Source organism: Mesorhizobium sp. LNHC221B00, assembly GCF_000502935.1.
Lineage (GTDB): Bacteria > Pseudomonadota > Alphaproteobacteria > Rhizobiales > Rhizobiaceae > Mesorhizobium > Mesorhizobium opportunistum.
Genome location: NZ_AYWR01000033.1, coordinates 38,294 through 50,885, shown reverse-complemented (window position 1 = coordinate 50,885; position 12,592 = coordinate 38,294). Strand labels below are relative to the sequence as shown.

Sequence of the window (12,592 nt, the reverse complement as noted above, 5' to 3'; positions counted from 1 at the left end):
CAGCGCCGGCGCGTCCTCGCGCAAGGCGACGCGGTCCAGCGCGCCGAGCGGATCGCCGGCGGCCAGGGCCAGCCCTGCCGCGGTGATCAGCGAGTCCATTCAAATCCCGTCACACTTGTAACTCCCACCCCCACGCCACGCCGCCCTAACTTAAATCACCACCGCCGGTCAGCAAGCCGCATCGACCAAACCTAGCCAGATGGCTGAGGGCATCACGGCCACCGTTGACGCCAACACCGGCAATCGCCATCCTGAGCATCTCAGGTACAAATGTTAAGCATCTTAATAGGGATGATTGAAAATGCCTGCAACCGACGATCTCGAGCACACCGCACGGCCCCGCCACCCCTGCTGCGCCGGGCCGGACGATTCAAATCCCGCCACTTTTGTAACTCCAAGCGCCCCGCTTCACCGTTCTACGCTGGTTCCGGATCCCCACACGACAACACGCCGCGACGGCGCCACTGGCAAAGGAGAAGACCAATGACCAAGCACATGACGATGAAGACCCCACCGATCGTTTCAAGACAGGAATGGGATGCCGCGTACGAAAAGATGTTGGTCAAGGAAAAGGCCACCATGCGTGCCAAGGACGCGCTGTCCGCCGAGCGTCGCCGCATGCCTTGGCTGGAAGTCGACAAGGCCTATGTGTTCGAGGGCCCGAATGGCAAGGCCAGCCTGCTCGACCTGTTCGAAGGCCGCCGCCAGTTGATCGTCTACCGCGCCTTCTTCGAGCCTGGCGTCTATGGCTGGCCCGACCACGCCTGCCGCGGCTGCTCGCTCGGCGCCGATCAGGTCGGCCACCTCGCCCATCTCAATGCCCGCGACACCACGCTTGCCTACATCTCGCGCGCGCCGCAGCCCGACATCGTCAGGCTGAAGCAGCGGATGGAGTGGAAGATGCCCTGGTATACGATCACCGATAGCTTCGACAAGGATTTCGGCGTCGACGAATGGCACGGCCACAACGTGTTCATCCATGATGGCGACCGCGTCTTCCGAACCTATTTCATCAACACCCGCGGCGACGAGGCCTTGGGCACGGTGTGGAGCTATCTCGACGCCACCCCTCTCGGCCGCCAGGAGATCTGGGAAGATTCGCCCGAAGGCTATCCCCAGACCCCGCTCTACAGCTGGTGGAACTGGCACGACAATTACGAAGCCGGGGCCGACAAGAAGTGGGCCGAGGTGTCGGCGGCCGGCGAAGCCGCCTTCCGCGAAAAGAGCGATCAGTAGCGTCTGGCCGGAATGGCCGAAAGTTTCCTCTCCCTCACGAAATGGGGAGAGGAAACCAAACCCTGCAGGCCAGGACACTAAGGAAAAGACTATGAACGACATCCATTCTGGCATCGGCAGCGCGACTTCCGAACACATCGCCCCCCTCGGCATCGCCGACTGGCTGTGCCTCGCGGCAGCACCCACCTTCGCCGTGATGGCCCTGCTCTCCTGCCTTCAGGGCGGCGATGCGGCCATGCTGTGCATGGGCAGCTCGCCGCTGACCGGCCCGTCTTTAACCGGCCCGTCTTTAACCGGCCTGTCTTTAACCGGCCCGTCTTTAACGGGGATGCCGGCCATGTATCTGTTGATGAGCGCCTTCCATCTGGCGCCCTGGTTGCGCGTGATTTCCGGCCGGCAGGCCCGCTAGATCCGGCTCGCCGCATATCAAAATATCCCACACGTCGGAGAAAGACTATGCGGCTTGGTCAGGCTAAGAGCGCCCGGTGGCTTGGACAGGCTCGACCTGGTCGAGGAAGATCCGCCCCGGCCAAGGCCGGATGACGTGCTGGTCAGGATCCGCGCCTGCGCGCTCAACCTGCGCGACGATTTCGCGGTGTGCGGCAAGATGCCGATGGCTGACGGCCGCGTTCCGCTCTCCGATGGCGCCGGCGAGGTGGCCAGCACTTCAAGTCGCGATATCATTCACCGGCAACAATGGCTTGGGCAGCTCAACCTCGCCAAGTCCCGCGCGCAGTTCGATCTCGATGTCGCGGCAGATCTGCGAGATCGGAACGTCGTTGGCATTGCCCTCGAACGGGTTGGCGCTGCTCTCGCCGACCTGGTCGAGAGACATATAGGCCCAGCCCAGCAGCGTGCTGAACGGGATCGTCAGCCAGATGCCGACCGTGCTCAGCACGCCGCCAAGCTTGCCCATCTCCGCAAAGACCGGAACGACGCCGAACGGCAGCAGCGTGCAGAAGATCATGACGAACATGGAACTGACGATGGCGTATTGGCGCGGATAGGGGTTGTTCTTGATACGGTCGCAGCGCGCCTGCTGGTCGTGGAGGTCGCGGATCAGCTTCGTCAGTTCTACGTAAATCTGCGGGGGGAGCTTGGCGTCCTTGAACAGCGCGTTGATCTGGACCGATTGCATTTCGAGCAGAGCCAACGCCGGCTGCGACGATTTCAGCACCTTGTCGGCCTGTTCGGCCAGCAGCGGGCGCAACTCGTCGGCGATGGAGCCCTTGTCCTCCTGGATGCGATAGCGCCGCATATACTCGATGTTGGCCGCCTTCCCCATGGATTCCCACGGCATCGGCCGCCGCAGGGAAAAGCGCAGCGCCGTCATCCAGGCGATGTGGCGGTAGATGAGTTGCTTCGCCGTCGGTGCATCGAGGAAGTCGCGACAGAAATTGGACCATACCCGGCTGCTGGCGGTGATTTGCGTGAACGCCTGCAGTGCCTCGCCGCTGCGGGTGAAGACCTGCGAATTCTTGAAGCCGGCGACGAGCGACACCGTGGTGCCGAGCACGAGTACCACCGACCAAGGCACCGAGAAGCCAGCGATACCGGGAAGGCGGTAGGCCGCGACGGCCATGCCGCTCACCACCACCATGTAGATGACGCTACGCCGCGACCACAGCGCGAAATCGATCAGTTTGTAGGAACGGCCTACATACATCGCATGCCCTCGAAAGCGTGGATAACGGACAAATCAAGCTGTTGTGACGCCTAGCATACCGCGTGCCCGTGATGAATGGCCGTTCTGGCTCATGGGCGCGGGATCTCTCCCGCGCCCATGCCGCTACCTCAGTTGCATTTCGGCTTGGCGCTGTTGCAGGCGTCGACCAGTTCGGCCGGCGGGTCCTTGTGGAAGACGGTCTTGTAGGATTCCAGCACGTTGGACTGCACCACCGGCAGCGACTGCACGCCGACCCAGGCGGGCGTGGGCTGCCCGATCAGCGCCTTCATCATGGCCATCGCCTCGGCGACGCCCTGGTCATAGGGGCGCTGCGAGCCGGTTGCCTTGAGCGGCCCGCCCTTGGCGATCTCGATCGCCGACTGCAGGCCGAGATCGACCGTGGTGATCGGAATGTCGATGCCTTGCGCACGCATCGATGACAGCGTGTCGAGCGCCGGCTGGTCCCACACCGCGTACAGACCCTTCACATCGGGATTGCCAGTCAGAAAGTCGCCGGCGATCTGCGATACTTTCGAGGGATCGGTGAAGTCGACCTGCTTCATGACGATGTCGGGACGGTTCTTCTTCATCCACTCGCTGACGCCCTTGGTGCGCTCGTTGGTGCTGAAATAGTCGACGCCGAAATTCACCAGCCCGATCGTGCCGCCCTTGGGCATGCAGGACGCCAGGATCGTTGCTGCGATCTGGCCATTGCCCTGGCTGTCGGCCGAGATCATCGAGGCAAAATCCTTCGGAGATTCGAGGCCGACCGGAATGCTGTCCATGAACACCAGCTTGATACCGGCCTCGCCCACCTTCTTGTAGGTCGGCGCCGTCGCGGTGAAATCGACGGGGATCGAAATGATGCCGTCTGGATGCTGTTGGATGGTGTTTTCGATATCGGCGATCTGCTTGTCGACCTGATATTCGGCCGATGCCACGCCGGTGACGGTGACGCCATATTTGGCAAGCGTTTCGCTGATGCCTTGCACCTGCAACTGCGACCAGTCGAGGTTCACCGTCTGCATGGAAATGCCGACCTTGAACTTGCCGGCCTTGACCTTGGCGGCTTCGTCGTCGGTCAATTTCAGCTCGTCGGGCGAGGCTGCCTTTTCGCCGTGCGGACCCTGCCCCACAATGCCCTTGGGGCCGAGCGTGGCCATGTCGACACCGGTGACGCAAGTCTCCGGCGTCTGCGCCAAGCCAAGCGACGTCGACAGCGCGAAGGCGCTGGCGGCGAGGCCCAATGTACAGAAAAGCGAGTGGATTCGTGCCTGTTGTTTCATGACTTTCCTCCGTTGATCGTTGACGTTCTTGTCGCCGTTTGGAGCCGGCGATTTTCTGCTGGTGAGCGGGATGCGCGCCTTACCTCCTCGTGAACGCGACCGCGGCGACGATGATTGCTCCCTTGATGACGAGTTGCAGTGACGAGCTGACGCCGAGCAGCACCAGCCCATTGTTGAGGGTGCCGATGATCAGGCTGCCGAGCAGCGTGCCGAGCACGAAGCCGCGGCCGCCGAACAGGCTGCAGCCGCCAAGGATGACCGAAGCGATGACATCGAGCTCCATGCCTTGCACGACATCTGGCCGCGCCGCGTGCGAGCGCGCCGACAGAATCAGCGATGCCAGTCCGGCGAGCGTTCCGGTCAGCACGAAGGCCAGCGTGGTGACTTGCTTGATGTGGACCCCGGAATAGAGTGCGGCTGTCGGATTGCCGCCCGCCGCATAGATGCGCCGCCCATAGACGCTGTAGTGCAAGAGCAGGATGCCGGCCACGGTGACGCCAAGCGTCCACAGGATCGGCGCCGGGATCCCGAGTACCGAGCCCTCGCCGAAGATCGCGAAATAGTATTCGTTGGTGATGATGACCGGCTTGGTGTTGGTGACCATCAGCGCCAGGCCGCGCGCAGCGCTCAACGTGCCCAACGTCACCAGGAAGGACGGGATTTCGAGGCGGGTGGTCAAGACACCGTTGATCAGCCCGATCAGCGCGCCGGTGCCCAGCCCCGCGACGGCGCCGACGACCCAATTGTTGGCCAGGAAAGCCATGGCCAGCGACGCGCTCATGCCCGAAAGCGCCAATGTCGAGGCGACCGACAGGTCGATCTGCCGGGAGATGATGACGAATGTCATGCCCACCGCGATGATCGAGACCAGCGTCGTCTGCCGGCCGATGTTGAGAAAATTGTCGATCGACAGGAACCAGGGCGATGCCAGGCTGAAGACGATCAGCATGACGGCGAAGGCGACGTAAAGCATGTAGGGACGCTCGCCCTGAAGCAGATGCCGCAGCGCCGAGCGACCGCCCGCTTGGTTGGAAGCGCCCCTTGCCATTGGTGCCTTTGCCGGGCGTTGGGTGTCGCTCATGCCGCGTGCTCTTCCGATGGCTGCGAAAGTTGAATGAGGTGATGGAGATCCTCGGCGCTGCCGAATTCCTGCCGCCCAATCGTCCTGGTGATGTGGCCATCGACGACGATCGAGATGCGGTCGCATAGCTGCAGCAGTTCCGAGAGATCCGAAGACACCAGCAGAACGCCGCTGCCGGCGCCTGCCGCGGCACGAATGACGCCGTAAATCTCTTCGCGCGCGCCGACATCGACACCGACCGTCGGCTCGTCGAGCAACAGCACCCGCGGCCGCGGCTCGTTCCATTTGCCGAAAACGACCTTCTGCTGATTGCCGCCGGACAGGTTCTTCACTGCGGTCGATGCGTTGGGGGCCTTGACGGCCAGCCGGCGCATCGCGGCATTGGCGTGCTCGCTCGAGGACCGGCGCTGCAGCCAACCGAGGCGGGAGAACTCCCGCAGCCTTGGCAGCACGAGGTTCCGCTCGATCGAATGTTCGAGCACCAGGCCCTGGACATGCCGGTCCTCCGGCACCAGCGCGATGCCTCGCCTTATTGCCGCCGCCGGATCGGTTCCAGCAAGCGAAACACCGTCCAGCCTGGCTTCGCCCGACTGGATGGACCGCAGTCCGAAGATGGTCTGCAGTATTTCGGTGCGTCCGCTGCCGATCAGGCCGGCGAGGCCGTGGATCTCGCCACTGCGCAGCTCGAGATCGGCGCGGTCCAGCCGGTCGTTGCTGACGTCAGTCAATTCGAGCACCGGCTTTTGAGATGGACCGGTCGATAAGGGCACGCCTTGCCCCGGTGCCGTGCCGTCCGCCTTCAGGACGGCGTGATCGGGCCCGACGATCGCCCCCACCAATTGCCGCATATTGGTTTGCGCCGTGACGAACGTTCCGGCGTTCTGTCCGTCACGGAAGACCGTCACCCGGCTCGAAATCCGGAACACTTCATTGAGGCGATGCGTGACATAGATCACCCCGACACCGCGCGCCGCCACCGCCCGGATCGCCTCGAACAGGATTCTCTCCTCATCGTCGGTCAGCGCCGAGGTCGGCTCGTCCAGAATGAGCAGGCGGACATCGCCCATCAGCGCCTTGGCGATCTCGGTCATCTGGCGATAGGCAAAGGGCAGCGAGCCGACCATGGCGCGGGCGTCGAGCGGGATGTTCTGCGATTTGAGGAAGGCTTCGGCCTGCGCCACCAGCTGCCGCTTCTTCAGGAAGCCAAGCCGCGTCTTCGGCTCTCGCCCCAAGAGCAGATTGTCGGCAACCGAGAGCGACTCGACCAGGCTCAGATCCTGGTAGACGACCGCCACGCCGGTATCGCGCGACTGGGCGGGCGAAGCGAACGAGACGGGCTTGCCGTCGATTTCGATCGAGCCGCCATCATGCACATGCACACCGCTCAGGATTTTGATCAACGTCGATTTGCCGGCCCCGTTTTCGCCGAGCAGGGCGTGCACTTCACCGGACCTGATTTCCAGACTGACGCCGCGCAGCGCATTGACGCCGCCGAACCGCTTCCTGACGCCCTCGACGCGCAGCAAGGGGATTTCGGACATCATCGCAGTCGAACCCGGTTCGATCATGACGCCCGCACTTCCTCCCTTGAAGCGTCCCCTACCCCGACGATATCTCTTTTGAGACTTATCTTACTTTTTTTGTGACTTTTCCATCAGCTTGAGGAAATGTCAAACGGAGTCAGGCTGAAATGAATCCGGTCCGACTTCGCCATGCTCGGTAACTATGGCGTCGAAGCCGTCCATGGCTGAGAAGAAGGCGCGCTTGAGCTTGCCGATCTTGCTCGAATCGATGACCAGATAATTCTCGCGCGCAAGGCTCATCACCTTCTGCTTCACCACCGCCTCGTGGAAATGCTCGCAAGTGGCGCCGCGCTTGGCATCCACGCCGGCGGCCGACAGGAAGGCTGCGTTGATGCCGACGCTCTTCAAAATGTCGAAATCATGCGTGCCCGAGAAAGACGCCGACGCGGGGTGATAGACACCGCCTAGCATGATGATGGTCACATTGGGTTTGCGGCTCAGGCGCTCCGCGATATTCATCGCGTAACATATTGCCGTTATTTGATAATTATCGGGAATGAGGTCGATCAGGTGGATCAGTGTCGTACCGCAGTCGATGAAGATCGTTTCGTCGGGCCGTATCTTGCGCACCGCGTGCAGGCAGGCCTCGCGCTTTGCCGCCGCATGACTGTCGGCCGCGGTCGCCAGTTCGTAGGGAATATCGGCCTCGATCTCGGCCGCGGCCAATATGTGCCCGCCGAGATAGGCGATCTGCCCCTGGTTGTTGGCGATGTCGCGCCGCACCGTCATTTCGGAGACGCCGAGGAGCGTTGCCGCTTCGCTCAGATGGATGACCCGCCGTTCCGACAAAAGATGGATCAGCCGGGCCGTCCTTTGCGCTTTGCGAGCAGTCATGCATTGGGCCTGTTGGTCGCCTGAAATGTGAGGATTTTAACAACCGCTCGCACTCGGATGCAAGCGCGGTGCGCGGATTGTCCTGCAATGGCTGACGGACAAGCCCGGCTTGGCTTTTACCGGTCGCCGGGCCAATCGCTCGACCGTCAGGCTGTGGCGGATTTCCCCGCCCCGAACCGCAAGCCGTCCATCAGCAGTTTGACCAGCCGCCACGAACGGTCGCGCCACTCCGGTGTATCGGGTGCGGAATAGATGCCACCCAGCGCGTGCAGGACGTCGGAGGCATCGACGTCGCCGCGGATAGTGCCGTCGGCCACTGCCGCCTCGACCAGTTGCCGCAAGGCCTGCGATATCCGGCCCGACGTGTCGGAAAACAATGTTGAATTGGTGGTGAAGAGGATGCGCAGGCTGGTCGCCAGGCCGCGCTTGGTCGCGATGTAGTCGACGAAGCGCCGCATCCATTCTTCCAGCGCGACGTCGGACGGATATCTTGCCGCAAGCTCCCCGGCAGCGGCACAAAGCGCCTCCGCTTCACGCCGGTAGACCACCTCGACCAGGTGCTCGCGCGTTGGGAAATGCCGGTAGAGCGTGCCGATGCCGACCCCGGCGCGGCGTGCGATCTCCTCCAGCGAGGCATCGATGCCGCGCTCGGCAAACAGTGTCGCCGCCGTCTCGACCAGCCGGTCGCGGTTGCGCTGGGCATCCGCGCGCAGCGGCTTGGCCTCCGCGGCGGTCTTCGTTTCGGCGAGTGCTGACGGCTCGACGGCCAATTTTTTCTCCACGGATCAAATATGGGGGCTTGAACCCGGCCGGGCCAGCCCCCACGTAATAAACGGAGGCACCTCCGTTTTAGTGGAGTACCTTTATCATATAATCAGGGGAATGGGTATGTCACGTCTTTCCAACCTGCAAGCCGACATCTCCCGCTGCGTGCGAGAGAACCGTCTTCATCTCTGCTTTCATCACCAGCATCTGACCACGAGGTACCTTGCCCCTCCCGGCAAGGCGCCAGTTCAATTCCCGACCTAAGCACTGGAGCCAGAGGTCAATGACCAGCCTTCCCATCACGCTCACCATCAACGGACACCGACACGAACTGGAGGTCGATCCACGCGTAACGCTGCTCGACCTGTTGCGCGAGCGGCTTGACCTCACCGGCACAAAGAAGGGTTGCGATCGCGGCCAGTGCGGCGCCTGCACCGTGCTGGTCGACGGCAAGCGCATAAACTCCTGCCTGGCGCTGGCGGTCAGCCATGACGGCGCCGACGTCTTGACGATCGAAGGCGTCGCGAACGGTGAAGAACTGCATCCGGTGCAGGCCGCCTTCATCGCCCATGATGGCTTCCAGTGCGGGTTCTGCACGCCCGGCCAGATCATGAGCACGCTCGGCTTGATCGCCGAAGGACAGGCAGGCGACGATCCCGAGCGCATCCGCGAAGGGCTGAGCGGCAACATCTGCCGCTGCGCGGCCTATGGCGGCATCGTGGAGGCCGTCCTGGAAGCCCAGGAACAACTTGCCAGAACCAACCGGAGGACCGCGGCATGAGAGACTTCGACTATATCAGGCCCGCCACCATTTCCGACGCCATCGCGGCGGCGGCCAAGCCAGGTTCGTCCTATCTCGCCGGCGGCACCAATCTGCTCGACCTGATGAAGGGCGGCATCACCAGCCCCGAGCGCATCGTCGACATCACTCGACTGCCGGAGCTCAATCGCATCGAACGGCTGGACGATGGCGGCGTGCGCATCGGCGCGCTGATCCGCAATGCCGACTTGGCCCATGACGCGGCGTTCGCCAGCGCCTATCCCGCGGTGGCCGAAGCGCTGCTTTCGGGGGCCTCGGCGCAGCTCCGCAATGCCGCCACCGTCGGCGGCAATCTGCTGCAACGGACGCGCTGCAGCTATTTTTACGACACTGCCAGTGCCTGCAACAAGCGCGATCCCGGCACGGGCTGCGGTGCATTGGGCGGTGAGAACCGCCTGCACGCCGTGCTTGGCTGGAGCGATGCCTGCATCGCCACGCATCCGTCGGACTTCTGCGTGCCGCTGGTGGCACTCGATGCCGTGGTCGAGATCGAGGGCAAGGCCGGCCGGCGCCATGTCACCCTGGAGCAATTCCACCGGCTACCCGGCGACACACCGCAGCTGGAAAATCCACTGGAGCCCGGCGACCTCATCGTGGCCGTGCGGCTGCCGGCGGAGGCCGCCTCCTTCCGCGCCAATGCGCGCTACCTGAAAGTGCGCGAACGCACCTCCTATGCCTTCGCCGTCGTCTCGGCCGCCGCGGCGCTCGTCATCGATGGTGGCAAGATCCGCGGTGCAAGGCTGGCGCTGGGCGGTGTGGCGGCCAAGCCGTGGCGGGCGCGTTCGGCGGAAGCCGCCCTGCTCGGCGCCGATGCCGACGAGGCGAGCTTCGTTCGCGCCGCCGATGCCGCGATGGCCGACGCCAGCCCGTCCGGCGACAATGCGTTCAAGATCGAACTTGCCCGGCGCATTCTCGTCAGGGCGCTGATGTCGGCACGGGCAGGAACGCCCGAACGGCTGCCGGCCCTGCCTGCCTCCCCTTTTTCCTCCATCCCCGGAGCGCGCCATGACGCTTGAACTCAACCTCAACCAGCAACCCGCCCATACCCGGCAGGGCTCCAGCATCGGCCAGCCGCTGACCCGCCGCGATGGATTTTTGAAAGTCACCGGCACCGCGCGCTATGCCGCCGACAACCATCCGCTCGGTATGCTCTATGCCGTGCTGGCCGTCAGCAGCATCGCGCGCGGCCGCGTCGTCTCGCTGGATATCGAGGCGGCCAAGGCGCATTCGGGCGTGGTCGAGGTGATGACCCCGCGCAACCGCCCGGCCCTCGCCATCGATCCGGATGCCAAGGACAATCCCTTCATGTTCCGGCTCGATCTGCTGCAGAACGACCAGGTCCGCTATCCCAACCAGAGCATTGCCGTGGTGATTGCCGAAACCCTTGAAGCAGCGACCGAAGGAGCCGCGCTGCTGTCGCCGCGCTATGAAGCGCTGCCCGCGCGCGTCGGTCTCGACGGCGCTGAAAGCTTCGTACCCCGCGGTGTCGGCGTCGGCGGCCCGGCGGTGCAGCAGAAGGGCGATGTCGATGCCGGCCTCAAATCGGCAACGACGCGGATCGAGGCGACCTACGAGACACCGGCTCAATACCACAACGCCATGGAGCCGCACGCGATCGTGGCCGCCTGGGATGGCGACCGCCTGTCGATAGACACGCCGAGCCAGGGCCTTGCCATGGCGCAGGGCCGCATCGCCGGCCTGTTCGGCATCGCGCCGCAAAATATCCATATCCGCAGCCCTTTCCTTGGTGGCGGCTTCGGCTCCAAAGGCATGATTTCCGGGCCTCAGGTGCTCGGCATCCTGGCGGCACGCCTCGTCGGCCGTCCGGTCAAGCTGGTGCTGCGGCGCGAGCAGATGTACGGCCCCGTCGGCCATCGCGCCCCGACCCGCCAAACCTTGCGTATGGGCATGGACGGCGACGGCCAACTGACCGCGATCTCCCATCACGCCAGGACCACATCGAGCACGTTTGACGATTTCTTCGAACCGGCCGCCGACGCTTCGCATACGCTCTATGCCAGTCCGGCCATCGCCACCTCGCACGATGCCGTGCGGCTCGACACCGGCACGCCGCTGTTCATGCGGGCTCCCGGCGAAGCCACCGGTTCGATCGCGCTGGAGAGCGCCATCGACGAGGCCGCGCATGCCTGCGGCATGGACCCGCTGGAATTCCGGCTCAAGAACTATGCCGAAATCGAGCCGATGACGGGCAAGCCGTTCTCCTCCAAAGCGCTGCGCGAATGCTATCAACAGGCGGCCGAGGCGTTCGGCTGGGCGAGTCGCCCGCTTCAACCGCGCCGGATGCGCGACGCGGACGGTTTCCTCGTCGGCTGGGGTATGGGCACAGCCACATTTCCCGCCATCATGTTCCAGGCCGAGGCCCGCGCCGTGCTGAGAAGCGACGGCAGCGGCCTGATGGAGACCGGCGCCCAGGACATGGGGCAAGGCGCATGGACCGCCTTTGCCCAGATCGCCGCCGACGGATTGGGGCTCGACATCGACCGGGTCGAGTTCAAGGCCGGCAGCTCCGATCTTCCCAACGCCGGCATTGCCGGCGGCTCCGGCCACACGGCGACAGCCGGAATGGCGATCCACAATGCGGGCGCCGCCGTCATTGCAAGGCTTGCCGATCTTGCCACCGGCGACGAGCGCTCGCCTCTGTTCGGCGCCGGTAATGAAGGTTTGCTGGCGCGCGGCGGACGGCTGTACCGGCGCGAGGACGAAAGCCGCAGCGAGAGCTATGCCGAGATCCTCACTCGCGCGGGCCTCTCCGAGATCGAAGGCCATGGCAAGGGTGCTGCGGATCCGGCGTCGCAGGAGGCCTATGCCAAACACGCACATGGCGCGGTGTTCGCCGAGGTCAAAATCGACCCCGATTTCGGCCAGATCCGCGTCACCCGGCTGGTCGGTGCATTCGCCGCCGGACGGGTCATCAACCCGCGGCTGGTGCGCAGCCAGTACTACGGCGGCATGATCTGGGGCGTTTCCTTCGCGCTGCATGAGGAAGCCGTCACCGACAGGCGCTCGGGCCGGATCCAGAATGCCAACCTCGCCGAATACCATGTGCCGGTGAATGCCGACGTGCCGTCGGTCGAGGCGCTGCTGGTCCACGAGCACGACCCCCATGTCAATGCGCTCGGCATCAAGGGCGTTGGCGAAATCGGCATCACCGGCACGGCCGGTGCCGTCGCCAATGCGGTCTGGCATGCGACCGGCGTGCGGGCCCGGCGCTTTCCGATCCGGCTGGAGGACCTGCTCTGAGGTGACCAGCGTGCGCGTCGTTCGGAAGCCGATCCCCTTCCGAACGACGCGCACCAGAAA

11 protein-coding genes are annotated in these 12,592 nt (G+C 64.0%); 5 read left to right on the top strand and 6 right to left on the bottom strand.

The window, feature by feature from the left end:
* The first annotated feature begins 483 nt into the window (after nt 1-483).
* Nucleotides 484-1,236, top strand: coding sequence for a thioredoxin family protein (locus X741_RS138955; RefSeq protein ID WP_023780499.1), 753 nt, complete (start codon nt 484-486; stop codon nt 1,234-1,236).
* Between the two features lie 91 nt (nt 1,237-1,327).
* Nucleotides 1,328-1,645, top strand: a complete 318-nt coding sequence (locus X741_RS138960) for a hypothetical protein (protein WP_023780498.1) — start codon at nt 1,328-1,330, stop codon at nt 1,643-1,645.
* Nucleotides 1,646-1,903: 258 nt separating this feature from the next.
* Here X741_RS138960 and X741_RS138965 read toward each other — a convergent pair whose 3' ends face one another.
* The 6 genes from X741_RS138965 to X741_RS138990 all read right to left on the bottom strand — a co-directional run bounded on the left by X741_RS138965 (nt 1,904) and on the right by X741_RS138990 (nt 8,456).
* Nucleotides 1,904-2,902, bottom strand: a complete 999-nt coding sequence (locus X741_RS138965; RefSeq protein ID WP_023780497.1) for a bestrophin family ion channel — start codon at nt 2,900-2,902, stop codon at nt 1,904-1,906.
* 128 nt (nt 2,903-3,030) lie between these two features.
* Nucleotides 3,031-4,188: a substrate-binding domain-containing protein gene (locus X741_RS138970; protein WP_031250619.1), complete on the bottom strand. Its 1,158-nt coding sequence runs from the start codon at nt 4,186-4,188 to the stop codon at nt 3,031-3,033.
* Between the two features lie 79 nt (nt 4,189-4,267).
* Nucleotides 4,268-5,269 (bottom strand): ABC transporter permease, encoded by a 1,002-nt coding sequence (locus X741_RS138975; protein ID WP_023780495.1) that lies wholly within the window; start codon nt 5,267-5,269, stop codon nt 4,268-4,270.
* The gene (locus X741_RS138980; protein WP_023780494.1) at nt 5,266-6,837 is read right to left on the bottom strand and encodes a sugar ABC transporter ATP-binding protein; all 1,572 of its coding nucleotides are present in this window, start codon (nt 6,835-6,837) and stop codon (nt 5,266-5,268) included. Before X741_RS138980 ends, X741_RS138975 begins: the two co-directional genes overlap by 4 nt.
* A 102-nt stretch (nt 6,838-6,939) precedes the next feature.
* A complete protein-coding gene (locus X741_RS138985; protein WP_023780493.1) occupies nt 6,940-7,686 on the bottom strand; it encodes a DeoR/GlpR family DNA-binding transcription regulator in 747 nt (248 codons plus the stop codon).
* Nucleotides 7,687-7,832: 146 nt separating this feature from the next.
* Nucleotides 7,833-8,456: a TetR family transcriptional regulator gene (locus X741_RS138990; protein WP_032928388.1), complete on the bottom strand. Its 624-nt coding sequence runs from the start codon at nt 8,454-8,456 to the stop codon at nt 7,833-7,835.
* 278 nt (nt 8,457-8,734) lie between these two features.
* Here X741_RS138990 and X741_RS138995 point away from each other — a divergent pair, with 278 nt between their 5' ends.
* The 3 genes from X741_RS138995 to X741_RS139005 are packed head-to-tail and all read left to right on the top strand — an operon-like array spanning nt 8,735 to nt 12,532.
* Nucleotides 8,735-9,232, top strand: coding sequence for a (2Fe-2S)-binding protein (locus X741_RS138995; protein ID WP_023780491.1), 498 nt, complete (start codon nt 8,735-8,737; stop codon nt 9,230-9,232).
* Nucleotides 9,229-10,287: a xanthine dehydrogenase family protein subunit M gene (locus X741_RS139000; RefSeq protein ID WP_023780490.1), complete on the top strand. Its 1,059-nt coding sequence runs from the start codon at nt 9,229-9,231 to the stop codon at nt 10,285-10,287. The genes X741_RS138995 and X741_RS139000 overlap by 4 nt, the downstream gene beginning before the upstream one ends.
* Nucleotides 10,277-12,532 (top strand): xanthine dehydrogenase family protein molybdopterin-binding subunit, encoded by a 2,256-nt coding sequence (locus tag X741_RS139005; protein WP_023780489.1) that lies wholly within the window; start codon nt 10,277-10,279, stop codon nt 12,530-12,532. Before X741_RS139000 ends, X741_RS139005 begins: the two co-directional genes overlap by 11 nt.
* The last annotated feature ends 60 nt before the right edge of the window (nt 12,533-12,592 follow it).